At 56.4% G+C, this 23,968-nt stretch carries 16 protein-coding genes and 1 tRNA gene; 9 read left to right on the forward strand and 8 right to left on the reverse strand.

The genetic code is table 11. The features are described from left to right. Window positions 1–67: 67 nt before the first annotated feature. Both ACN0XZ_RS00390 and ACN0XZ_RS00395 read left to right on the forward strand, forming a co-directional pair. Window positions 68–2,215, forward strand: coding sequence for a TonB-dependent siderophore receptor (locus tag ACN0XZ_RS00390; protein ID WP_417455719.1), 2,148 nt, complete (start codon window positions 68–70; stop codon window positions 2,213–2,215). Between the two features lie 8 nt (window positions 2,216–2,223). Beyond that, window positions 2,224–3,492: a PepSY-associated TM helix domain-containing protein gene (locus ACN0XZ_RS00395; RefSeq protein ID WP_417455720.1), complete on the forward strand. Its 1,269-nt coding sequence runs from the start codon at window positions 2,224–2,226 to the stop codon at window positions 3,490–3,492. Window positions 3,493–3,504: 12 nt separating this feature from the next. Here ACN0XZ_RS00395 and ACN0XZ_RS00400 read toward each other — a convergent pair whose 3' ends face one another. After that, entirely contained in the window at window positions 3,505–3,792 is a 288-nt protein-coding gene (locus ACN0XZ_RS00400; RefSeq protein ID WP_417455721.1) for a hypothetical protein, read from the reverse strand. Between the two features lie 299 nt (window positions 3,793–4,091). Here ACN0XZ_RS00400 and ACN0XZ_RS00405 point away from each other — a divergent pair, with 299 nt between their 5' ends. Further along, window positions 4,092–4,787, forward strand: a complete 696-nt coding sequence (locus ACN0XZ_RS00405) for an aspartate/glutamate racemase family protein (RefSeq protein WP_417455722.1) — start codon at window positions 4,092–4,094, stop codon at window positions 4,785–4,787. 29 nt (window positions 4,788–4,816) lie between these two features. Here ACN0XZ_RS00405 and ACN0XZ_RS00410 read toward each other — a convergent pair. Together ACN0XZ_RS00410 and ACN0XZ_RS00415 are read right to left on the reverse strand one after the other, a co-directional pair. Next, a tRNA-Val gene (locus ACN0XZ_RS00410) sits at window positions 4,817–4,892 on the reverse strand. Window positions 4,893–5,000: 108 nt separating this feature from the next. Further along, window positions 5,001–7,247, reverse strand: a complete 2,247-nt coding sequence (locus tag ACN0XZ_RS00415; RefSeq protein ID WP_417456637.1) for a patatin-like phospholipase family protein — start codon at window positions 7,245–7,247, stop codon at window positions 5,001–5,003. A 199-nt stretch (window positions 7,248–7,446) separates the two neighbouring features. Between ACN0XZ_RS00415 and ACN0XZ_RS00420 the strand changes: the two genes are divergently transcribed. From ACN0XZ_RS00420 to ACN0XZ_RS00435, 4 genes are all read left to right on the forward strand, one after another. Next, complete coding sequence (locus ACN0XZ_RS00420; protein ID WP_417455723.1) at window positions 7,447–8,379, forward strand: N-formylglutamate amidohydrolase; 933 nt, start codon at window positions 7,447–7,449, stop codon at window positions 8,377–8,379. Between the two features lie 407 nt (window positions 8,380–8,786). Further along, window positions 8,787–11,420, forward strand: coding sequence for a TonB-dependent receptor plug domain-containing protein (locus ACN0XZ_RS00425; protein ID WP_417455724.1), 2,634 nt, complete (start codon window positions 8,787–8,789; stop codon window positions 11,418–11,420). A 485-nt stretch (window positions 11,421–11,905) separates the two neighbouring features. Then, window positions 11,906–12,907: a UDP-2,3-diacylglucosamine diphosphatase gene (locus tag ACN0XZ_RS00430; protein ID WP_417455725.1), complete on the forward strand. Its 1,002-nt coding sequence runs from the start codon at window positions 11,906–11,908 to the stop codon at window positions 12,905–12,907. A 21-nt stretch (window positions 12,908–12,928) separates the two neighbouring features. Then, the gene (locus tag ACN0XZ_RS00435; protein ID WP_417455726.1) at window positions 12,929–14,047 is read left to right on the forward strand and encodes a glycosyltransferase family 4 protein; all 1,119 of its coding nucleotides are present in this window, start codon (window positions 12,929–12,931) and stop codon (window positions 14,045–14,047) included. A gap of 9 nt (window positions 14,048–14,056) precedes the next feature. Here ACN0XZ_RS00435 and ACN0XZ_RS00440 read toward each other — a convergent pair whose 3' ends face one another. Continuing rightward, window positions 14,057–14,224 (reverse strand): hypothetical protein, encoded by a 168-nt coding sequence (locus tag ACN0XZ_RS00440; RefSeq protein ID WP_417455727.1) that lies wholly within the window; start codon window positions 14,222–14,224, stop codon window positions 14,057–14,059. Between the two features lie 295 nt (window positions 14,225–14,519). Between ACN0XZ_RS00440 and typA the strand changes: the two genes are divergently transcribed. Both typA and ACN0XZ_RS00450 read left to right on the forward strand, forming a co-directional pair. Next, the gene (gene typA, locus ACN0XZ_RS00445) at window positions 14,520–16,352 is read left to right on the forward strand and encodes a translational GTPase TypA (protein ID WP_417455728.1); all 1,833 of its coding nucleotides are present in this window, start codon (window positions 14,520–14,522) and stop codon (window positions 16,350–16,352) included. A gap of 147 nt (window positions 16,353–16,499) precedes the next feature. Beyond that, window positions 16,500–17,645 (forward strand): DUF547 domain-containing protein, encoded by a 1,146-nt coding sequence (locus ACN0XZ_RS00450; protein WP_417455729.1) that lies wholly within the window; start codon window positions 16,500–16,502, stop codon window positions 17,643–17,645. Window positions 17,646–18,099: 454 nt separating this feature from the next. On the opposite strand, the gene ACN0XZ_RS00455 is transcribed toward ACN0XZ_RS00450, so the two are convergent. The 4 genes from ACN0XZ_RS00455 to ACN0XZ_RS00470 all read right to left on the reverse strand — a co-directional run bounded on the left by ACN0XZ_RS00455 (window position 18,100) and on the right by ACN0XZ_RS00470 (window position 23,901). Beyond that, entirely contained in the window at window positions 18,100–19,641 is a 1,542-nt protein-coding gene (locus tag ACN0XZ_RS00455; protein ID WP_417455730.1) for a pentapeptide repeat-containing protein, read from the reverse strand. Window positions 19,642–19,798: 157 nt separating this feature from the next. Beyond that, window positions 19,799–21,292 carry a glycosyltransferase family 39 protein gene (locus ACN0XZ_RS00460; RefSeq protein ID WP_417455731.1) on the reverse strand — a complete coding sequence of 498 codons (1,494 nt, stop codon included), beginning with the start codon at window positions 21,290–21,292 and terminating at the stop codon, window positions 19,799–19,801. Between the two features lie 15 nt (window positions 21,293–21,307). Next, window positions 21,308–22,447 carry a glycosyltransferase gene (locus ACN0XZ_RS00465; RefSeq protein ID WP_417455732.1) on the reverse strand — a complete coding sequence of 380 codons (1,140 nt, stop codon included), beginning with the start codon at window positions 22,445–22,447 and terminating at the stop codon, window positions 21,308–21,310. Continuing rightward, complete coding sequence (locus ACN0XZ_RS00470) at window positions 22,447–23,901, reverse strand: glycosyltransferase family 39 protein (protein WP_417455733.1); 1,455 nt, start codon at window positions 23,899–23,901, stop codon at window positions 22,447–22,449. The genes ACN0XZ_RS00465 and ACN0XZ_RS00470 overlap by 1 nt, the downstream gene beginning before the upstream one ends. Window positions 23,902–23,968 lie beyond the last annotated feature (67 nt).

Below are 23,968 nucleotides of genomic sequence, written 5' to 3' on the forward strand. Positions count from 1 at the left end.
CTGGATTCCATTATTGCAATTAAGAATTATTCTTATTATTAACTCCCCACCTCAGGGAGTTAAAGATATGCAATTTTCATCACCACGTTTTCTCTTGGCCTCCGCCAGCCTTGCTGCCCTTGGTGCAGCCTTCGCCCTCCCCGGCGCAGCGATGGCAGAGCCTTCCTCCAGCAACACTGATAAAGAAGTCACCGAGATTGTGGTGACCGGGCGCGCGCAAAAACTTTATCGGGTGTCAGAGACCAGCGTTGGCCGCACAAGCGGTGACCCGCTTGATATCCCGCAGTCGGTTTCCATCATCAATGAAGCGCTGATGAAAGACCAGGGCGCGCGGGACATGACCGACCTTTACCGCAATATCGCGGGCATCACACAGTTCAGCTACTCGGGTGTGACCTTCCGTGGTTTCCGGCAGGATCAGGTGTTTTACGACAGCCTGCACGGCAACCCGTTCATCGCCTTCTCGGTACCGAAGCTCTTTAACATTGAACGTGTGGAAGTGCTGAAAGGCCCGGCTGGCATGCTTTACGGCCCCGGTGAGCCTGGCGGGCTTATCAATTATGTAACGAAAACGCCGACGGAAGATTTCCAGGCCTCTGCAACGCTGACAGGCGGGAACTATAACCGCTATGGCGCTTCTGGCGAGGTTTCCGGCGCTCTCAACACCTCCGGCACGATCCTTGGTCGCGTTGGCGCTTTTTATGAAGACATGAAACCCTTCCGCAACAACACACACGAAAAGTCACTCATTCTCGATAGCGGTCTCACCTTCGAGCTGGGTGAGGAAGCCAAGCTGATCACACAGGTCACCCACTATGACCAGAAGATGCAAGGCGCACGGCTTCGCGGTGTGATGACGGATGATGACGGCAACTTCCTCACCGACATCAGCTGGAACGCCAATGAAGCGACAGACTTCCTCAACCTCAAGGCAACAGTTTATCAGGCCCGCCTGCAGGCTGAACCTGCTGATAACATCTCCACGGAAGTCGCGGTTCGGTATTTTGATGCGCAGGAACGCCAGCAATATCACGAGCCACGCGGCCTTGTGGATACAGACAATAACGGCACGCTCGACAGTTCCCTTCGCGAGCTTCGGGATCAGCAGCGCGACACGGATGGGCTCACCTTTTCCGGCACCGTAACGCTTGACCAGCCGATCGGTGGCATGAACAACCGCATCCTCGTGGGCGGTGACTGGTACCGTGAAAACGCCGACTTCTGGGCACACACTGTTCCGCGCGGTGATGTGCCTGTGCTGACCCTTGAAAACCCGGTTTACGGCCTTTCCGGCGCGCAGTTCTATGATCTGGACAGCTACGCCCTGCGCACCACCGAAAGCCGCTCAACCCGCTATGGTTTTTACATTCAGGACCAGTTGCACCTGAGCGATAAATGGATCGCGGTTGCTGGCGCACGCTATGACCGGTACGACGATGAGAATGTGCTGACGGGCGACGGCTTCAATGATGGCGACTGGGCACTGCGCGCGGGCCTTATCTATCAGCCGCAGGAAAATATCTCCGTCTATGCAAGCTGGTCTGAAAGTTTTGAACCACAAGGCATCGGCAGCCAGGACGTGCTGGCGGGCGGGCCCTTCAACCCGGTAACCGGCCAACAGATGGAAGCCGGCATCAAGGTTGCGCTTCTGGGTGGCCGCGTGCAGGCCAATGCTGCGGTGTATGAGATCAAACGCCAGAACCTGCTGCAGCTTGACCCGAACGGGGACAGCTCAGACGGTGTGGATGACCAGGCCCCCATCGGTGAGGTAACAAGCACAGGCTTTGAAGTAGAGCTTGCCGCCGACATTACCGACCATTGGGTAGTGACCGCAAACTACGGGTATAATAACGCCCGCATCACCAAAACGGTTGCGGGTCAGTCGCTCTCAAACGCTGTGGGCGACCGTTTCGCCAACTCCCCCAAACATCAGGCGGGGCTCTGGACACGTTATGAATTTGCGCCCATCAACACCACGCTGGCGTTTGGCGCAGAATATGTCAGCAAGCGGCTAAGCATTGACGGCCAGACCGTGCGCCCTTACACCATTTTCGATACGTCGCTCATCCATCAGCTCAACGAGCAGGTGTCCGTGATGCTGCGTGTGGATAACCTCTTCAACAAAGAGTATGCGGCTTCCGGGTTCATTACCCGCGACGGGCACTTCCCCGGCGAGCCACGCACGGCCTTTGTTGAACTGCGCTGGAAGCTTTAGGGCCAAAAATGGAAGCAGTGGCAGGTGTAAAGCCAAAGAAAAAACGGTCGCTATGGTGGACCGTGCATCACTGGGCCGGGTTGAAGGTGAGCCTTTTTCTCACCTTCATTCTGGCGACGGGGACGCTTGCCACGCTCTCCCATGAGATTGACTGGTTGATCCACCCGGAGATGCGGGCCGCAGCCCCGATTGGTGAGCCAGCCACATGGGGCATGATGCTGGATGGCGCCCAAAAAGCGCTAGAGGCTTCATCGCCGGGCGCGCGGGTTGAGCGCATCTCAGCCCCTTATGATTTTTTCTTTGCGGCAGAAGCCATCGCGGTCAACGCGAGTGGCGAGCGCTTCCGCGTTCACCTCAACCCCGCCACAGGTGAGGCACAGGGCATCACCGGCTGGTTTAACGCCCAGCGCTTGTTTCGGGAACTGCACCGCCACCTGATGCTGCCCTCAAAAGTGGGCATCCCGATTGTCTCCATCCTGTCGCTGCCGCTTCTGGCCTCCCTCATCACGGCGTTTGTGGTGTATAAACGCTGGTGGCGCGGTTTCTTTCGCCTGCCCAAACTTCGGCAGCCGGGCAAAGGCAAACGCGCGGGCGATGGGCGGCGTTTCACGGGCGACCTGCACCGCTTTGCGGGGCTGTGGTCTTTGTGGTTTATCGCCGTTATCGGTATCTCAGGCCTTTGGTATCTGATTGAGTGGGGTGGTGGTAACGCGCCCGCCGCCATGCGGCCCAAAATGGCACTGCCTGTTGCAAGCCTTCAGGGCCAGGCGCTGGACACGGCGGTGATTGCCGCCAAAGCGGCCTACCCCGAACTTCAGGTCACCTCTATCTATATGCCCAACAACAAGCGCGGCGGTATTGTGGTGATGGGGCAGGCCGAAGCCGTTTTGATGCGGGAGCGCGGCAACGCGGTGCTGGTCAACCCCGAAACCGGGCAAACCATGCAAGTACAGAAGGGCATGGACCTGAGCCTTCATCAGCGCATCGCAGAAGGGGCGGACCCGCTGCATTTCGGCTCCTTCGCGAACCATATGCCAAAGGTGGGGTTTGCCGTGCGGCTGTTATGGTTTGTGGCGGGGGTGATACTCACCGGCCTTGCTGTTACCGGTATCATGATTTTTGCCATGCGGCTTAAACCTGCCGACCGGCCTTTGGAGGTCACCAACCCAAGCATGCTGGGTGATATGTGGCGCGGCATGGGGTATTTTGCCCTGCCCGCAGCGATTGCCACGAGCATTGGCCTTGTGCTGGCCGTCAGTGCCATTTTCGGCGGATGATGGGGCGCGCAATCACGCGCCCATGCTGATGCCGATAGCCGCCAAAATCGGCCCCCATGCCATCACCGGCACAAAAAGAACCGTCGGTTTATGCCCGCGCTCTACCTGATGCTCAAGAAAGCTGCGCATGGGCGATGTGCCAGCGGGGCCTTCCGCGCTGTAGCGCATATAAAGCCCTTCAGAATAGAGCTTCAGCTCAAAACCGAGGTAGGTAACCAAGGGTGCCGAAAGCACCAGATACGCAGGCACAGACATCAAATCCGCCCCCGTCACCACAACCATGCCCATCAGAAAAACCATCAGGGCCACTGATCCAAGTCCGCTCCATAACATTGTCTTATCCCTCACATTATGGCCGGTTCCCAACCAGCCATCCCCACCGGGCCCCACCATGAAACGCTTGTTTGCCTGAACGAGAGGTGAACCCGATCTCAAAAGAAGTACTGAGAGTGATAAGACGCTTATCCGCGTAAACATTCGATTTGGCTGAAATAACCCGCATATAAATTTTTCATCAAGGCCGCACCGCGCGCCCTATTGAAGCCCGGGCGAGGCACGCTTATCTCTAGGTCTCGTCAGTCAGAGATATTGGAAATTTCATGCCCAAACATATCGGTATTGTCGGCTGTTCAGCCGAAGGCGCAGCGCTTTGTTATAAAACCATCTGCACCGAGGGGGCTGATATTATGGGCCCGCATGCGCACCCTGAAGTTTCCATGCACACACCCTCCCTCGCCGACTATACGGCCTGTATTTACCGGAACGACTGGGATAGGGTTGGTGATTTGATGCTGACAAGCGCACATAAACTTAAAAGCGCGGGCGCGGATTTCCTGATCTGCCCGGACAATACCATCCATCAGGCGTTTGATTATGTGAAAACCCGCTCACCGCTGCCGTGGTTGCATATCGCCGAGGTAGTGGCCCATGAGGCCAAGGCGAGAGGCTTCAAGCGCATCGGGCTGACCGGCACCAAATGGTTGACGGAAAGTGAGGTATATCCCTCCAAGCTTGGCGCGCAGGGGCTTGAGTTTGTGCGCCCCCATGAGGCGGAGCGCACAGAGATCGGCCGCATCATTATGGACGAGCTTGTATACGGCACCTTCCGCCCTGAAAGCGTGGCGTATTTCCAGAAGTTGATCGACCGCCTGCGCGTTGAAGAAGGGTGTGATGCCGTGGTGCTCGGCTGCACAGAAATCCCGCTTATCATCAGTGACGAGAACGCAAGCCTGCCAACCCTTGATTCCACACGCCTGCTCGCCCGCGCAGCCCTCAGGCATGCGGTTGAGGGATAGAGGCTGAAGCCAAAATTTCCGGAAATAAATGGTGGTCGGTATTGGGTTCGAACCAACGACCTCATCGATGTCAACGATGCGCTCTACCAACTGAGCTAACCGACCGTACCATTTTAAGCGGGCCGTACACGTGTGTGCAGGACGGGTGCGTGTTTACACCGCACATAAAAGCCGCGCAAGTTCATTTTTACAGTTTTAAGGCTGGCTTCGCCCCTAGAACGGCCGCCCGAGATACATAAAGGCCGAGACCTGCGCGTCCGCCTGCCCTGTGGTGTAGCCAGAGCCCAGATAAAGCGGCCCGATGGGCGTATCAGCACCGAGGAACACACTGCCGCCATAGCGCAGTTTGCTGAACTCGATATCGGATGAGCGGTTCCAGGTATTGCCTGCCTCAAGCGACAGGCCCGCATAGATCGGCACCCCAAAAAGCGAGGCTATGCCACCCTGGTTGAGCCTGCGATAGTAAGCAAGCCCGGCGAGGCCGTAATATTTACCGCTGATCTGGTCTTGCCTGAGGCCAGAGAGATTGAGGAACCCACCGAGGGAGAAATCATCCGTCTCTGTCTCGTCACCGCCATAGGCCATGCCTGAGCTGACAAAACCGGTAAGCGTATTGCGGCCCCACGTCATGGTGTGGGTATAGCCTGCCTCCAGCTTGTTGACGGTAGACTCGCCGCCAAGGAAGGTGCGGCCGTCTGAATACACAATGGTCAGCCCACTGCCTTTGTGCGGGAAGTCAGCGTTGTCGAACGTATCTGTCTCAAGCTTGGCATAAATGCTGGCGGAATGGATTGAGAAGGCCGGGAACTCAAAATCCGGCGTATGGATTTTGGCACGCGCAACGCCACGCTCAAGCCCCACCGTGATACGGCCGATGTTGGAGATATTACGCCCGACACCGAGCTTCAGGTCACCATTTGTCACCCGCGCGTCCGCCACCGTGACACCACGGTCATTGGTGATGCCCCGCACCACACTGGCGGCGGTGAAGGAGGTGATGGCAAAATAATCCTGCGTGGCATTGAGCGGCTGGTAAAACTCCGTATTAGCGGCAAGGATATCACCCACCTGCGCCCGCACCCGCCATTCAGCCCCCAGTGAATTGAGGCCCAGCACCGTATAGCTTGCTGCAATATTATAATGGTTGTTGCCGGAGAAATCGTCACTGAGCGAAAGCCCGAAACGCACGAACTTTTTGCCAACGGCGCGTTCTTTTGCCTCGATATGGATGCCGGTTTCTGCGCCGCGCTCAAGGATACGGTATTCAACCCGGTCAAAATACCCGGTGCCGTAGATGCGGGTCAGGTCGTCCGACAGCTGCGCTTCATTGAGCGGCTCGCCCTTATCGTGCCGGATGAGGGACCGCACATATTTGTCCGGCAGGCTGCTGGAGTTATCGACCGTGATAAAATCGATTGTGGGCGGCTCAAAATCCACGCGCCGGTTTGCCCTGTGATCCTGCCAGTCTGCGTCAGAAAGCGAGAGCGCCTTCAGGGCATCGCCTGCTTCATTCGCGGCGGCATAGCCTTCCGGTACCGCCGATGTGGCGAGATGAAAATCCGTCAGCCGGATCGTCTCAAGGTCGGGTTTGAGGAGGATGTCACGGTCCGTCAACTCGTCAAGCTGCGCCTGCCGGTTTTTGAGCGTGAGGATGGACAGCAGTTGCCCAAACACCTTGGGGAAGGAGGTGATCTCCTCCCGCTCCGCCATCGGGGTACCAATATCAACAAGGATGATAATGTCCGCGCCCATTTCCTTCGCGACCGTTACCGGCATATTGTTCACGAGCCCACCGTCCACCAGCATATGGCCTTCACGGTCCACGGGTGGGAAAAGCCCCGGCACCGCCATGCTCGCCAATACCGCGCTTGCAATATCGCCTGAGCCCATCACAACCTCACCACCGGTTTCAAGGTCTGTCGCCACCGCGCGGAAAGGGATGGGAAGCTCGTCAAAGTTCTGCACATGCGCCACGCGGGAGAGATAGCGGCGCAGCATCAACCGCAGCTGGTTACCCCGCACCAGCCCTTGCGGCAGGGCGAGGCCTTTTTCACCCACGCTGAACTCAAAATCGAGTGCGGTTTCTTCATCATCCAGCTTGCGCTGAAAGCTGCGACCGGAACGCGGCGCGTTATCGCTCAGGAGGTTTTCCCAGTCCATCAAGGCGAGCGCGACCTCAAGCTCGTCCGCCGTATAGCCCGCCGCGTAGAAAGACCCCACAATCGCGCCAAAGCTTGTGCCGGTGATATAATCAACGGGCACCTGATGTTCTTCAAGCGCCTTCAGGACACCAATATGGGCACCGCCACGCGCGCCACCACCTGCAAGCACCAGTCCGATCTTCGGGCGCGGCTCAGCGCCATCATCGCCCGCCTCATCTGCTGCCACATGCGGGGCACCGGCTGAAAAAATCAACAGCGCCACCATAAGGCGCGGTAGAAGCCAACCTTTACGGATCATGCTCACTGTCAATTCCCCCTGAACGGTTTGTGGTGGCCCGTTACAATCACTTCTATCTCTTCGCACCGGTGTTATTTGTCAACACTGTGCGAGATCACGCGCCTCACCAAAACCTGTCACAGTTTGCCACAACTTGTCAGTGACTTGGCACTCATTTCGCGCTAGCGTTGGGCTATTGCTTCATTAGTTGGACAAAAGAATGGCAATGACTGAGGACGGACCAGATAAAAGCAACAGTGGTGAAACACCGCCGCCTTTTGTGTTGAAATCCGCCGTCACGCCCAATGCTTTTGTCTTTGCGGCACCTCATAGCGGCAGGCACTATCCCGGCAGCATGATCAGGGCCGCAAACCTTGAAACCCACAGCCTGCGGCTTTCAGAAGATGCTTATGTAGACCGGCTTTTTGCGGCAGCACCAGAGCATGGCGCCAATCTTCTTGTGGCAACACATGCCCGCGCCTACCTCGACCTCAACCGGGCGGAAAACGAGCTGGACCCGGATATGTTCAACCCGCCACTTGAGGAGGGCGATCTTGATATCACCCACCGGGTAAGGGCCGGGCTGGGTATTATCCCCAAGCTGATAGCAGAAGGCATGCCGATCTATGAGGGCACCCTGCCTGCGCGCGAGGCCCTCTTTCGCATCAGCAATGTTTACCGCCCGTATCATGACAAGCTGGCGAGCCTTCTTGACGCGCGGAAAGCACAATTTGGCCGCGCGGTGCTGATCGACTGCCATTCCATGCCATCTGAAACACCTGCGGGCAGGCGGCGCGGCCGCAGCGCGGGGCCCGATATTGTGCTGGGCGACAACTGGGGCGCATCCTGCGACCGTGAGCTTACCTCGCTCGCGGAAGAACTTCTCATTCGCGCAGGCTTCAGCGTGCGCCGCAATGTGCCCTATTCGGGCGGTTTTTCCACGCAACACTACGGCAAACCAAATAGCGGGTATCACGCGCTCCAGATCGAGCTGAGCCGCGGCCTGTACATGCATGAAAGCACGCTCCAGCCGCTGCAATCCTTCCCGGAGGTTGAGAAAAAGCTGGGCTGGTTCGTTAGCCAACTGATCGAGACCTACACAAGGCATATGGGCCTTAACCGCGCCGACAAACTACCGCGCGCAGCAGAATAGTTTCAGCCCTCAGCCGAGGCCGGCCGTAGAGCCCCAACGCATATATAAACTTTAGATATAATTCTCACCTGAAGGTTATTCATTTTTGAATTGCCAAAACGGATACTAGTTGGTGCCTTCGCCCATAAAGCAGGCCCGAAAAAGGGAGTAAAAACAGTATAAAAGCCGCTTATGTGAAATAAAATTTCTCAAGATTCACCAAACATTCTCATGTGTTTCAAAAACATCACTTTCTGACAATTTCCTCCGCACTTGTCAGAAAAACGTCTTTTTCCCAGATTTTTATTCCAAATCCCCGAAGGCCATTCGTCTTTGTTGGTATCGAGTGCGTTCACCGCTAACCGGGGGGTTTGCGGGAAAACAAACGAAACCACACCAAACATACACGGAGGGGTTCTGTGGATATCATGAAGAGACTGCTTTTGGGCACGTCCTGCGTTGCAGTGGCGTCAACCCTATCAAGCGGTGCATTTGCTCAGGAAAGCACGGACACAAGCGCGGACACGATGGCAATCGAGGAGGTTGTTGTTACCGGTTCGCGGCGTGCGGCGCGTTCTGCGGCAGATACACCTGCACCTGTTGACGTTATCAGCGGCGATGACTTCGCCAACCAGGGTAGCGGCGACATGGACAACCTGCTGCGCACGGTTGTACCAAGCTATAACGTTAACTCCCAGCCTATCAACGATGCGGCAACGCTCGTTCGTCCTGCGAACCTGCGCGGCCTCGCGCCGGATCAAACACTGGTTCTGCTTAACGGCAAGCGTCGTCACCGCTCTGCTGTTATCACCTTCCTTGGTAGCGGGGTATCAGACGGTGCACAGGGGCCAGACATTGGCGTTATCCCTGCAATTGCGCTCAAGCGCGTTGAAGTCCTGCGGGACGGTGCTGCCGCACAGTATGGTTCTGACGCTATTGCGGGCGTGATGAACTTTGTGCTGCGCGACGATGCCGAAGGTGGCAGCGTTTCAGCCAAATATGGCTCAACATATGAAGGCGACGGCGACCAGCTCCAGCTTGCAGCCAACATCGGCCTGCCAGTAACGGACAACGGCTTCGTGAACTTCTCTGCTGAATGGCGCCAGGCCGACGCAACCAGCCGCAGCGTACAGCGCGCAGACGCGCAGGCGCTTATTGATGCGGGCAACTCGGACGTGCGCGAGCCTTATGCGCAGATCTGGGGCACACCCGAGATCAACAACGACTGGAAGGCTTTCATGAACTTCGGTATCGAGACCGGAGAGAGCTCAGAAATCTATGCTTTCGGTAACTATGCCGAGCGCGAAGTGATCGGTGGTTTCTACTACCGTAACCCGAACACCCGTTCCGGCGTGAACTCAGGCGACGGCGGCGTTACCCGTCTTGTGGGTGACATGACCCCGGATGACGGCGTCACCTGCCCGGGCGGCATCAACTTCAATGAAGGCGAAGCCACAACAGGCCAGGTCGTTGACCCTGTGGTGATCGGCTCAGCCGAAGAAGCTGCGCAGATGGCGGCCATCTTCGCTGACCCAAACTGTTTTGTGTTTAACGAAATGTTCCCCGGCGGCTTTACACCTAACTTTGGTGGCCGTCTGAACGATATCGCGGGCGCCATGGGCTTCCGTGGTGAGCTGGATAGCGGCCTCACCTACGACATCAGCATGCACGCTGGCCGCAACCAGGCAGACTTCTTCATCGACAATACGGTGAACCCAAGCCTTGGTTCAGCAACACCAACCCTTTTTGAGCTGGGTTCTTACGTGCAGCTTGAGAAAAACTTCAACGCAGATTTCTCATACCCTGTTGAAGTTGGTTTCTATTCACCGCTGAACGTTGCCGTTGGTTTTGAATGGCGTGAAGAGCAGTTTGAAGCCCGCACCGGCCAGCCGGAATCGTTCGAGGTTGGCATTCTTGCGCGCTCCTTCAACCTCACCAACGCTGATGGCGATAACGTGAGCGTAACCCAGGGCTTTGGTATCGGCTCAAACGGCTTCTCGGGCTTCAGCCCACAGGTTGCTGGCTCATGGGACCGCTCCAACATCGCGGGCTATATCGACCTTGAAGCTGACATTACCGAAAACTGGGTACTTGGTGCTGCTCTCCGCTGGGAAGACTTCTCAGACTTTGGCTCCACCACCAACTTCAAGGTAACGTCGCTTTACAAGCTTGGTGATGCTCTGCGTCTGCGTGGGTCTATCAGCTCAGGCTTCCGGGCACCAACACCGGGCCAACAACAGGTTGTGAACGTTTCAACAGTGTTTGAAACCGTGAACGGCCGTCTGGAACTGGCTCAGCGTGGTACCATTCCACCAACCAACCCGGTTGCGGCAGAGTTTGGTGCTGACCCACTTGGCCCAGAGAAGGCTGATTCCTTCACTCTCGGCTTCGCGGCTGATATTGGTGCTGCATCGCTGACGGTTGACTATTTCAACATCAAGCTTTCAGACCGCATCACCCAGTCTGCAACCATCACGCTGTCGCAAGCTGACCGTGACGCCCTAGTGGCATCCGGCATCGCTTTCGCGGCTGACCTGCAGGCATTCCGCTTCTTCGTCAACGACTTTGACACAAGAAGCCAGGGTGTGGATGTTGTGGCAACGGTTCCGCTCAACTTCTCGGATGATGGCTCCACAGCGCTTTCATTCGCGGGTAACTACACCAAAACGGAAGTGGTGGACTTCAACCCTGCTACCCTTGATGCGTGTCGCATTCAGCGTCTCGAAGATTCGTTGCCTGCTTACCGCTTCTCGTCCACGCTGACACATAACGCCAGCAAGTGGCGTTTCCTTGCCCGCGCCAACTACCACGGCAAGTATTTCAGCGCGCACGCAGACAGCTGCGGCCTGCCGATCGATGGCACATCTGAAATCACGATGGACGCTGAAATCGGCTACAACGTGATGGAAGGTTTCGAAATCTCCATCGGGGCTGAAAACGTGTTCGACAACAGCCCAACCCTCAACCCATGGTCTGGTGAGGTTGGCTCCAAATATTCAGAGCACGCACCCTTTGGTGTGAACGGCGGCGCATACTACGTGCGGGCCCGTTACCAGTTCTAATCAGGTTTCCCATCTGGAACCTTTCGGGGCGCTTCGGCGCCCCCTTTTTTTTTGCTGATGGATTGCCCATGGAAATACAGCCGCCATGCGCAATAGGAATGCGCCTGGAAACGCTACCGCACTTTTGCGAAGGCACAAAAAAAGAGGCCACGCTTTCGCGTGGCCCAGGCTCAGGGAGGAAACGCCCACGGAGGGCATTAGCGGGGCTACCCGCTACAGAATAAGATAATTGCTCAGCAATCAAATTCCAAGTACAGCCTAGTTCACGAAACCTTGAAAAATCCTTAACTTCGGATAAGTTATTGAAATTAAAAGCATAACAAAAAGTTGCGTTTGGAAAAAAAATCCAAGAAAAATTATGCCGAGTGTTGTCTTGATGCCACACATTGGCAGAATCCCTAGGCCGAATCACACCAGAGTCGCTTTTCAAAAAACAGTCATGTCACCGCAACGCAACTGTCACCATGCGCGCGCATAAAGCGGCCATGACAAAGCTGATAGACAATGTGCTTTTTCCTCCCCTCTCCCCCTTCGGAGAGCAAGTCTTATTCAGAGATGACATACCAACTCCACTTGGGCGATCGGCTTCCTCCCAGCCGTCGCCCAACTCCCTCCTGCCGGGTGTTGGCGTACAATCTGACAAACGAAAACAGGCGCGCCATTACCGCGCTATTTTTATATCAGACACACACCTTGGTACACGTGCCGCGCGAGTGGACCTTTTGCTGGATTTCCTCAAGTCTGTAAGCTGCGACAAGCTCATTCTGGTGGGCGACATTATTGACGGCTGGCAACTCAAGCGGAACTGGTATTGGGACACCACCCATAACGATGTGATCCGCCGCGTGCTCAAGATGGCCAAACACGGTACCGAGGTTATCTATATCCCCGGCAATCATGATGAAGCGCTCAGGGGCTTTGAAGGCCACAATATGGCCGGGGTCGAGTTGATGCCCGAGATGATCTATGAGGCCATCAACGGCAAACGGTACTGGGTGTTGCATGGTGACCAGTTTGACGGTGTGGTCAAATATGCCAAATGGCTCGCCCATGTGGGTGACCATGCCTATGTCACCCTCCTCAAGCTCAACACGGCGGTAAACTGGGTTCGCCGCAAGCTGGGTTATAGCTACTGGTCGCTGTCAAAATACCTCAAACACAAGGTCAAAAACGCGGTCGAATATATTGGCCGGTTCGAGGAAGCTGTGGCTGGCGAGGCCCGCCGCCGCGGTGTTGACGGCGTGATTTGCGGGCACATCCACCAGGCCGAGCGTCGTTTCTTTGACGATATTGAATATATGAACGATGGCGACTGGGTTGAAAGCTGCACCGCCCTTGTTGAACATGAAGACGGCCGGTTTGAGATCCTGCACTGGGCCGATGAAGTGGCCGCACGCGAGGAAAAGAAAAACGCAGGCAAACCCCGTAAGCCCAAAGGCAAACGCGCTGAAGGCCCCCGCGCCCCGGCGCCGGTGGCCGCCGAATAGAGCCGCATGCGAGAAGGCCCCTTGAAAATCTGTATCGTCAGCGATGCGTGGCACCCGCAGGTGAACGGTGTGGTGCGCACGCTTGATACGCTCAGGCATCATCTGAAGGCGCGCGGGCACCGGGTTTACATGCTCACGCCCAAGATGTTCAAAACCATGCCATGCCCCAGCTACCCTGAGATACGGCTGAGCCTTAACGCACGCGCTCGCACGAAACGCATCCTGAACCGTTGGCAAGTTGATGCGGTGCATATCGCAACAGAAGGCCCGCTTGGGTGGGCAGCCCGGCGCTGGTGCATTAAAAACGGCCGTAGCTTCACGACCGCCTACCACACTGCCTTTCCTGAATATATTGAAGCGCGCTATCCAGTGAAGGCTGACTGGCTTTACCCCATTTTCCGCCGCTTCCACGCAAAAAGCAGCGGTGTGCTGGTGGCCACCCCAACCGTGCGTGCGCTTCTGCGCTCCAAAGGTTTTACAAACATCGTGCGCTGGACCAGAGGGGTGGACGCCGCCCAGTTCAACACCGAATTCAATACGGGCGAGGCGGACTATCAGGGCGGCGCGGGTGCTGCAGGCACAAAGCCCATCCAGCTTTACGTGGGCCGGGTGGCGGTTGAGAAAAATATCGAAGCCTTCCTCAAAACCGAGGTGCCCGGCACCAAGGTTGTCGTGGGCGATGGTCCCGCGCTCAAAAAACTACAGACTGACTATCCGGACGTTCAATTCCTGGGCGCAAAGTTTGGTGCTGAGCTTGCCGCAGCCTATGCAGGCGCTGATGTGTTTGTCTTCCCCAGCAAAACAGACACCTTCGGCCTTGTCATGATTGAAGCGCTCGCCTGCGGTACCCCCGTGGCTGCCTATCCGGTGCAGGGCCCTCTTGATGTGGTGGGCGCAGATGGCACCGGCCCGTTTGACGACTGGCACACCCCTATCGCCTGCCTTGATGATGACCTAAGCACAGCCATCAAAGGCGCGCTTGAGTGCGACAGGGCCGCATGCGCTGCCTTCGCAAGCAAATATGACTGGGATATCGTGACCGACCAGTTCCTTGATGCGCTCAGCATCAAACCGGGCACAACCATCGGGGATGAAGAGAGCGGCGCGTTTTCGCCGGGCGCAGAGGCTCGCACGCTCTAGGCTACCGCCTTAACCCTTGCAGTAAAAATCGAAATGCATCTGCATCACCGTGCAGGGGTCCTGAACCTTTTCCTCGTCCATCAACAGTGCTGCCGCCAAACATAGCGCACCCGCAAGCCACAGCCCAAGCAGGAAGCGGTAAGAAAGATCGATCGATTTATCTGCGTCATAGGTCATAGGAACTCCATCCTTGAGACACTCGCTTAACAAGCCCATGCAGGGTCAATCAAGCCACAGCGCGACGAACCGCCCCAAGCTTGCGCCCAAACGCCAAAACAACAGCAATTATTATGAGTAAGTGACACCTGCCCTTTCTGCTTGCCGAATGGGGCAATCGCGCGTATAAGGCGCGCGAGTTTTAAAAGTGCAAAAGCCCGCGGCCACAGTGGATCCGAGTTGATCTCATGGCGAAGGGGCTTTTTTTATTAGGGACGCCGGGCCAGACCCAAAAGGCACCCTCAGGAAATCAGACATGAGCAAAGACATTCGCAACATCGCGATCATCGCGCACGTTGACCACGGCAAAACAACGCTGGTGGATAATCTTTTCCGGCAATCCGGTACCCTGCGCGACAACCAGCGGGTTGAAGAACGCGCGATGGACAGCGGCGACCTTGAGAAAGAGCGCGGCATCACCATCCTGGCAAAATGCACCAGCGTGATGTGGAAAAACACCCGCGTGAACATTGTGGACACCCCAGGCCACGCGGACTTTGGCGGTGAAGTTGAGCGTATCCTTTCCATGGTGGATGGTGTTGTGCTGCTCGTGGATGCCGCCGAAGGCCCGATGCCGCAAACCAAATTTGTGACCATGAAGGCGCTGGCCCTTGGCCTGAAGCCGATCGTGGTGGTAAACAAGGTGGACAAGCCTGACGGAGACCCGGACGCCGCAACGGATGCGTGTTTCGACCTTTTTGTGAACCTAGACGCGAACGACGAGCAGCTCGACTTCCCTGTGATGTACGCTTCCGGCCGTGACGGCTGGTGCGATAACGAGCTTGATGGCCCGCGCGAAAACCTGCACCCGCTTTTTGAAAAAATCATCGAGCATGTGCCTGCGCCGAAGGTTGTCACCAACAGCAATGTGGACAAGCCTTTCTCCATGCTGATCAGCCTGCTGGACCGCGACAACTTTGTTGGCCGTATCCTCACCGGCCGTGTTGAGACAGGCCGCGTGAAGGTGGGTGACCCTATCCATGCCCTAAGCCGCGACAGCAAGGTTATTGAAACCGGTCGCATCTCCAAGTTGCTGGCGTTCCGCGGGCTTGAGCGTGTGCCGGTTGAAGAAGCGGAAGCGGGCGACATTGTTGCCATCGCTGGCCTCACCACCGCCACAGTGGCGGACACCATCGCGGTACCGGAAGTCACAAAAGCGCTGCACGCTATCCCGGTTGACCCGCCAACCCTTGCCATGACCTTCATGGTGAACGACAGCCCGCTTGCGGGCCGCGAAGGCAAGCATGTGACGAGCCGCGTGATCCGTGACCGCCTGATGCGCGAAGCCGAAGGCAACGTAGCCATCAAGGTAACCGAAGCCGAAAGCAAGGATGCGTTTGAGGTTGCTGGCCGGGGCGAGCTTCAGCTTGGCGTACTTATCGAGACCATGCGCCGCGAAGGCTTTGAGCTGGCAATCAGCCGCCCGCGTGTTCTCTTCAAGCAGGACGAAAACTGCAAGCGTCTTGAGCCCTATGAAACCGTACAGATTGATGTGGACGAAGAATACCAGGGCTCAGTGGTTGAGAAAATGTCGCTCCGCAAGGCTGAGCTTACCGGCATGGTGCCATCAGGTGCAGGCAAGGTTCGCCTCACATTCGACGCACCGGCCCGTGGCCTTATTGGCTATCATGGTGAGTTCCTGACCGACACACGCGGCACCGGCATCATGGCCCGCGCGTATGACCGCTATGACGCCTATAAAGGCCCTATCCGCGCACGTCAGCGTGGTGTGCTGGTAGCGACCGCAGGCGGCAAGGCCGTGCAATATGCGCTTTTCTACCTGCAGGAACGCGGCACCATCATGATCAACCACGGCGTGGAAGTTTATGAAGGCATGATCATTGGCGAGCATAGCCGCGACAATGATCTGGACGTAAACGTGCAAAAAGCCAAGCAGCTCACCAACATGCGTGCAAGCGGCAAGGATGATGCGATCAAGATGAGCACGCCGAAAATCCTGCCGCTTGAAGAAGCGCTGGCTTACATCAACGATGACGAGCTTGTTGAGGTAACGCCGGAGAGCATTCGCCTGCGCAAACGCTTCCTTCTGCCGCACGAACGCAAGCGCGCCGCCAAAGCCGCAGAATAAACCGCGCACTAAGCTAAAGAGTTTAAAAGGCCATGCTGGCATCAACCGGCATGGCCTTTTGGTATAAATAATTGGTTCAAATACACGCAGATACACGGTACTCTACCACTTATCGTAGAAACTACGGGATTTGGGGGAGAGTGAACCATGAAACTTTCGTCACGCGCCTTTGGGCTCATGGGCGGCATCATGATGTGCCTGAGCGGTCTTGCCGCCACAGCCACCGCCACTGCTGACGACAGCAGCCTGCCAGAACCCTTCCAGGGCCACGCAGACATCCGTACGTTCGATATCTATTATGATGACCTCTCTTATATCTTGCGCACCACCGTGTTTGATAGCGGCCTGTCTGACCGGACCCTCGCGCGCGCCAAACGCCCCACCATCAACACACGCATTACCCGTGGCAACAAAAGCCTGAACCGGCTTGAAGGCAACCGCCTGGTATTTTTTGCGTTCGAAGATGAAAACCTGGAAGCCATACAGGCTATTCGTACCGGGCTTGAGGCCACGCCAGACCAGATCCCCATGCGGGAGTGGACGAAAAACCAGCAGCTCGCCTTTTGGCTCAATCTCTACAACGTCACGCTGATTGAAGCGCTCGCGCACCACTACCCCGAAACAAACTTGCGCGACCTTCTCTATGGTGAAGACAGCCTCCTTGACGAAAAACTCCTGACCGTTGCCGGTGTGCCGCTTTCCCTCAATAACATTCATCAGGATATCCTGATCCCCAAATGGCAGGACCCGCTTGTGATGTACGGCCTGTTCCATGGGTATGTGGGCAGCCCCAACATCCGCCGGGAGGCCTACACGCCAGAAAATGTGTACGCCGCCCTAAAGGAAAACGCGCGCGAGTTTATCAACTCCAACCGTGGGGTGCGCGCAGATGACGGCAAGCTCAAGGTTTCGGTGCTTTATGCGCTGAACGCGGGCCTTTTCCCGAATTGGGAGCAGGACGTGAAAGCCCATATCACCAAATATGCGGACCGCCGCACCATGCGCCAGATGGGGCAAACCAGTTGGGTTGAAGCCTCGAATGAGGATTTTTATATCGCGGACCTTTATGAAGGCATTCCGCACGACCTCAGCATCAGCTATCCCGGCGCGCCCATGATGGAAAACAACCCCCTTCTTGAGTATCTTAATCTCACCGGCTCCGGTCGACACCTGACCCCACCACACGTTGCTGAGTTTGTGAACGCCATCACAGAGAAAAAATCACGGCAAAAAGCAACCGTTACCGTGGATGAGGTGGCCGAAGGCACGGAAACGGAAAGCGAAAACAAGTAGCGCTTACGCTTCCCCATCCAACAGCCAAAAGGCGACCCAAAAACGGGTCGCCTTTTTTATCACACGTTTCACCGCGCGGGGCGTGACGACACGCGGGATATTTGTTTTATAAAAAAATAGGTGTTATAGTCTTGTAATACACCTAAAGCTCACAATATGTGAGATACCGGCAACGACCGGAAAAAAAACAAAACAAAAAGTTGGCAATGCCGACACGACAACGACAAAAGCGAGATAGAAAATGCAACAGCAAACACCGCCACGCGCCTATGGTATCACCAAAGTAGAATACGCCCGTCAGGTACGGGAAATGGCTGCGTATCAAGAGCACCAGGCAGGCGAGGGCCTCTTTTCCAAGCTTCGGAAAAAATTCCGCTAACAGCCTTCCTTAAAGGTTTAAAGGATGCAAGCAGCGTGAGCTTTCACGCTGCCTTCTGGCATGCCAGCACACCCCCTACCCCAGCTTGAAATAATTCCGGATCGCAAGAAGCGCGAAGAACAACAGGATTGCCGACGCGATATTCTGGATGAAGGCCACCACTTTGGCGGGCCACGGCACGCTCTCGATACCACCAAACAGGGTGTTCACCGCCGCGCCATAAGTGTCTGACGCATAGCCGATCAGCGGCAGGCTGTTGAGCACGCTATAGGAAGCCAGATCAAACCACGCCTCACCGTCTGCGTTCATTTCAGCCACGCTCCAACTGATCTGGGAAAAATAGATCGCGCAACACACCACGATAATCGCCAGCAGGCCGAACATGGGCCGCTTGAAGCTCAAGCCGCAGCCCGAGAAAAACTCAAACAGATTGATCATGAAAATTTCTGATGGTCGTTCTGTCTCATGCCCGCGGCGGCTCAACAGCTCAGACCGGAAGAACCGGCGCTCCGCAATATGGTTGTGGGAGGCTGATGCCATTTTTGCCAACCTGCGGAACTTGGCGGCCGCTCTGTTGTCCATCACATAATAGTCCGTGCCGCCGTGCCCTCGAAGGCGCTGGAACCTCTGCCACACGGATGCGAGGGGCGTATAGGGGATATCAGGCACTTTCATATGCCCGATGTCTGGCAGGTCCTTGAAATGTGCCCCAATGAAGTTGGGCACCGTTTTGCTTTGTGAATTTACGAACGTTGCCTCATAGGCTGTTTTCGCTTTTTCGGTCCAGTCGGCGAAACGACGGGGCAGCGGGGTTTGGGCGGTGCGCCCGAACCACACGTGGTCAAGGTTTGTGTCGCCATCAAAACGGGCATCCTCAAAGACCGCTTCACCAAGAAACTGCGCGCGGGTGAACTCTGCCTTGCTGCGAAACTGGGTATGGTCTGCCCTGAATTTTGCCGCGAGCGTGAGGTCCCGCGCGAATAACTCGTCTTGGAAAACCGCGTCCGTGAACCAGAGCTTCCCAAGCGCGCAGCCCTGCACAAAATAGGATTTTGAATGAAACTCCGCCTTCCCAAACCACGCGTCACCCTCAAACAGCACTTTTTCAAATTTCGCAAAGGCATGAAACTGCGCTTTGCCAAAGTCAGCGTTATCCCGCCACTCGGATTCAACAAAATGCGCATCCGCCAAAAAGGTTGCGCCGGTGAACTTGCTTTTGCCCAGGAACTTGGCGCCTGAAAACCAGGCATCCCCTGCGAAATAAGCTTTGCTGAAATCCGCCCCTTGTTCAAACACAATGCCGTCGAACGAAACATCACACGGGAATACAAAACCTGAGAAATCATCAATGGGTGTGCAGGTCTCAACGCCAGAATCCTGAAATTCCAGTAACTGATCGGAAGCGTCTTTGAGCACAGCCTTTTTTGTGGCTCCATCACGCTCCAGCCGTAACCAGCGCCCGTGAAACACCTGTGCCCATTGCACCCAACCGTTCCATTCTTCGGCCCCGCGCTCGGCTCGTTTTAGGGATGTTTCCGTGTCCAACGCCTGAAGGAGTTCGTATTGGTTTTCCAGATATGCATAATCAATATTTTCCGGCTTCAAAATTGATGGCACCAATTCTCCATAATCAACGCGATCATGACCAAAGGTGGTCCTATACGATGATATCTCCTGCCGTATTTGATTGATTGACTTCTCTGACATCCCCCGCTCCCCCAAAAGCATTGGTCATGGGCACACTATGCCGCCAAGGGTAGCGTTCGCGCAACCGTTATGGCGCCTCAGCCCTTAAGGGGAGCGCGAGCACAAGAAGCGCACCGCCGGGTGCCTCAATCCGCTCCGTAACTTCAAAGGCTGCACCATCAAGCGCGGTGCTATCCCCCTCGGCAATGAAAAGCCACAGGCGCTTTGCGTCTGTCTTGTCGCGCATGTCTTCCAAGAGCATCGGGATATTGCCGGTGTTATAGCGAAACAGGTCTGGCGTGCGTTTGATAGCGCCAGCTTTAAAACGCTCACCCAGATAATAATCCACATGCGGAGCCATGATCCACGGGATGGTGAAGGCGATGTCCCCCGGCGCTACCTTCGCGCCCACCGCTTCCGCCACCGGTCGCCAGTCCGCGCTCTCGGACGCGTTAATGTTCCTAAGCGCCTGAGCGTGCAACACCGCCACCATGGCTGCCAGCACCGGCACCGCAAGGCGGCACGCGCCCGGTGCCCCTAAAAGCCGGGCCAGCAACGCCGCAAAGCCGGTGCCCGCGAATATCAGCACAATGATGTTGAGCCAATAGCCGCGCTCAAGCACCCGGCCAAACACCGGGTCATAAAGATACAGCAAGAGCAAACCGCCGGTAAAAAAAGCCGCAAGCAGCAGGAGCGTGAGCCCCGCGTCCGGCGCGCGGCGGTACAGCACGCGCGCGCCAAAAGCCGCACACGGGATGATAAACCCCGCGCTCACCAGCTTGAGCGACCACAGATAGCTGAGCGATACAAAACCCAAAAGCGTGTTAAGGAGCGCCTCCACCCCCGGCCTGTGATCAGGGAAATTAAGCGCGGCAGAACGGGCCCGCTGCGCCAGAAGCCCCTCAAACGCAGGCAGCCAGCATAGGGCAACGCCGATAAACACCAGCGCGAGCACGATATGCGCCCGGCCCACCTTCCAGCCACTTTGCCTGAGCATTGTGGCCATCAGCGCACCACCAAAGCTTGCGGTGAAAAAAAGCGCCCCATGGTTTGTATAAACCGCACCAAGCAGCGCCGTGAACAGAAGCGCATGATGGCGGTTGAGCCCGGCTTGCCCCTGAGCGCTGACAAGCCGCACCCCGGCGTAAAGCGCGAGGGCGACAAACATCAGCTCAAAAGCAAAGGGCCGCACAACTTGCGCCCACAAGGCCAACCCTGGTGACAAGGCCACGAGGCTTGCAGCCACCAGCGCTTGCCGCGCGCTTATGAGGTGGCTCAGCAACCTATAGACGATATAAAGCGTGACCAGCCCCGCCGCTACAGACGGCAAACGCAGCCATACCATATCAGGCGCAGGCACGAGCTTGAGCCAAAGGGCGAGGAAGCTGTTGTAGAGCGGCGGGAAAAAATCATTCCCAATACGGTCTATCGCCTCACCAACACCGTCTTTCGAGACATACCAGTTGAAGGTCTCGTCATACCACGGCACATGGCCAAGCCGGGTGAGCCGCGCCCCAAGCCCGATAAGGAGCAGCGCCACCAGGCCGGTGTACTGGCCGTGCCATACCCCCTTGTTGTCCATGGGCACCATAAGCCCCTATGACGCCTTCGCGCGCCAGGTGTAGAGACTTGAGACCGCATAGTTCCAGATGGTGCCGACAAGGATACCCGCAAGCGCAGACAAGACCCAGAACTGGTCTTGCGCGAACATCCAACCCGCGATGCCCACATTGGCCACCGCCCCGATCGAGCAGGTAAGCACAAAGGTAAACCAGCCGCGCAGCAGGCCCCATCCTTTCAGGCGCATGTCGCGGTAAGTGATCAGGTTGTTGAGGTAGAAGTTGCTTGTCATCGCAATCAGCGTCGCCGCACTTTGTGCCACGAGGAAGGTAAGCCCAAAAAGCTGATAACAAAGTGCGAGGGTCAGGAAATGCACCCCAACCCCGGTGCCGCCCACCAGCGCAAAGCTGAAGAAGCGAACAGGCACGATATGACCAACGGTTTTATCCGCCAGCAACATGAGATATTCCCACACCGCGACACCATCGAGCTTGCTGTCGCCAAACTCCCGCTCCCGGAACTCATACGCCACTTCCTTGAACTTGGGCGGTGTGGGGCTTGAGACCACGATATCCAGCAGGATTTTAAAACCGATGGAGGAAAGGTTGGGCTGCGCAGCCTCAAACAGTTCCCGCTTCATCAGGAAGAACCCGCTCATGGGGTCGTTTATCTCAACCTTGGTGACAAAGTTGGCAAGCTTGGTGGCAAACTGGCTTTTCTGGATGCGGTCTTCTTCCCACGAGCCAAAACCGCCACCGTCTATATAGCGGCTGCCGATGGCGAGGTCATAGTCTTCATCTCTCACCGCTTTCAGCATATCCGGCAGGATGCGCTCATCATGCTGCATGTCTGCGTCGATCACCGCGATGTAGGGTGCTGCACTTGCCAGAAACCCCTCAATACAGGCGGAAGACAAACCACGCCGCCCGATGCGGTGCACACAGCGCACCCGGGCATCTTTCCGGGCTAATGCGCGGGTCTCGCTTGCGGTGCCGTCGGGAGAGTTGTCATCCACCACGATGATCTCGAAATGCACACCCTCAAGGGCGGCCTCTATCTTCTTGAACAGAAGCGGCACGTTCACCACTTCATTGAAGGTTGGCACAATGATGGAAAGCTCTGGCCCCTGCTGCACGCCCGAGCCGCCCTGTTCCTCTTTATCCATTTTTTCAAACATCAGTTATTGTCCCCGCCTTCTAGCCCAAACCTGAAAATAGCCATTTCACCCGCCGGTGGCACGATATGCTCTAATATCTCTGCGCGGAAGGGTTCAATCATCTCGTCTGTCACATTGCCGCCAACAAACACCCAGAAACGTGTGCCCTTACCGGCATACCTCTCCCGCATCTCGGCAATCACATCGTTCATGTCATGCTGCCCCCATTGGAACGGGCGCTGCGCTACATCTACATGATCTTCCGGGAACTGCTCGGGCATATAATATACAAGGCTGCCGTGCGACAGCCACGGTATGGTCACCGCATAATCTCCCGGTTCAACCCGGTCGCCGATCAGGTCTGGCAATATCTTCCAGTGGTCCGTATGCGCGCGGTGCAGATTGTCAAGCCCGCGAAGCTCCAGAAGCACAACGAGGACAAGCACGGCATAGGCCCCAAAACGCCATAGCTTCTCAGAGATGATCGCAGGCAAAATCTTCGGCAGTTCATGGGTTGCCCAGGCGTACCCAATGGCCGCCAGCATTAGCATCAGCACATTCATCCACACACCGCGCTCCACCACCCGACCAAAAAGCGGGTCAACTATGAAATAAAGCGCGAGCATGCAGGCGAGGTAGAAAAAGCTGGCTCCCACCAACAGATAAAACCCGGCCCGCGCATGCCGATAGAGCCAGAACGCACCCAATGCTGCAGGCACCCCCACCAGAAGCACACCAACGGGCTGCAAGGTCCACACAAGGGAAACGCCCATGAAGGTCACAGCTTCATACAGCATCTGGCCTGCATCCGGCCGGTGCACGGTCACCGCCAGATCATGTGAGCGGCCAATCTGGTCGAGAATAAAGGGCAGCTCCGGCAACCAGCACAGGAACACAAGGGCATAGGTGCCAAGTACCTTGAGTGTGAAGGGTGAGCGCAAACTCCAGCCCCGCGACCAAGCAGCCAGCATTAGGCATGGGCAGCTCAGAAAGATGATAAAAAGGGCACCGTGGCTCGAATAAGCCGCACCAAGAAGCGAGATAAAAAGCCCCACAAAGGCACTGAACTGGCCTTTGGCCGTGCCCTTCTCCAGCGTTGCCACCCGGTACGCAAAATAGAGAAACGCCGTGATAAACATGCCTTCAAAGGCAAATGCCCTCACGCTTTGTGACCATGTAGCCTGAAGCGGTGACAGAGCAACAAGCAGCGCACCAACGAGGGCAGCCCGCGCACCCGCAGCGCGCGCCAGCAACAGGTATGTAAACAGGATGGTGAGAAGACCCGCCACAATGCTTGGGATGCGAAGGGCGATATCACCCGCAGGCACCAGCTCCATCCAAAGCGCTAAAACGGCGCTGTATAGGGGCGGGAAAAAATCCGCATGGATACGGTCAACGGCGGTGAACAATCCGTCCTTTGAGACAAACCAGTTAAAAGCCTCGTCTGTGGACAACTCATGACTGAGGGTCGTCATCCGTGCGACTATGGCTAGAACCAATAAAACAACGCCGGCCCAAACAGCATGGCGCCTTAAAATCGAA

The organism is Kordiimonas sp. (genome assembly GCF_048264555.1).
Classification (GTDB): domain Bacteria; phylum Pseudomonadota; class Alphaproteobacteria; order Sphingomonadales; family Kordiimonadaceae; genus Kordiimonas.

Bases quoted from the DNA above. Each gene is read 5' to 3' on its own strand.
- ACN0XZ_RS00430 (WP_417455725.1), top strand. From the start codon at position 11,906: ATGACAAAGCTGATAGACAATGTGCTTTTTCCTCCCCTCTCCCCCTTC.
- ACN0XZ_RS00415 (WP_417456637.1), bottom strand. From the start codon at position 7,247: ATGATCCGTAAAGGTTGGCTTCTACCGCGCCTTATGGTGGCGCTGTTG.
- typA (WP_417455728.1), top strand. From the start codon at position 14,520: ATGAGCAAAGACATTCGCAACATCGCGATCATCGCGCACGTTGACCAC.
- ACN0XZ_RS00460 (WP_417455731.1), bottom strand. From the start codon at position 21,292: ATGGACAACAAGGGGGTATGGCACGGCCAGTACACCGGCCTGGTGGCG.
- ACN0XZ_RS00465 (WP_417455732.1), bottom strand. From the start codon at position 22,447: ATGTTTGAAAAAATGGATAAAGAGGAACAGGGCGGCTCGGGCGTGCAG.
- ACN0XZ_RS00440 (WP_417455727.1), bottom strand. From the start codon at position 14,224: ATGACCTATGACGCAGATAAATCGATCGATCTTTCTTACCGCTTCCTG.
- ACN0XZ_RS00470 (WP_417455733.1), bottom strand. From the start codon at position 23,901: ATGACGACCCTCAGTCATGAGTTGTCCACAGACGAGGCTTTTAACTGG.
- ACN0XZ_RS00390 (WP_417455719.1), top strand. From the start codon at position 68: ATGCAATTTTCATCACCACGTTTTCTCTTGGCCTCCGCCAGCCTTGCT.
- ACN0XZ_RS00400 (WP_417455721.1), bottom strand. From the start codon at position 3,792: ATGGTTTTTCTGATGGGCATGGTTGTGGTGACGGGGGCGGATTTGATG.
- ACN0XZ_RS00450 (WP_417455729.1), top strand. From the start codon at position 16,500: ATGAAACTTTCGTCACGCGCCTTTGGGCTCATGGGCGGCATCATGATG.
- ACN0XZ_RS00395 (WP_417455720.1), top strand. From the start codon at position 2,224: ATGGAAGCAGTGGCAGGTGTAAAGCCAAAGAAAAAACGGTCGCTATGG.
- ACN0XZ_RS00420 (WP_417455723.1), top strand. From the start codon at position 7,447: ATGGCAATGACTGAGGACGGACCAGATAAAAGCAACAGTGGTGAAACA.
- ACN0XZ_RS00405 (WP_417455722.1), top strand. From the start codon at position 4,092: ATGCCCAAACATATCGGTATTGTCGGCTGTTCAGCCGAAGGCGCAGCG.
- ACN0XZ_RS00425 (WP_417455724.1), top strand. From the start codon at position 8,787: ATGAAGAGACTGCTTTTGGGCACGTCCTGCGTTGCAGTGGCGTCAACC.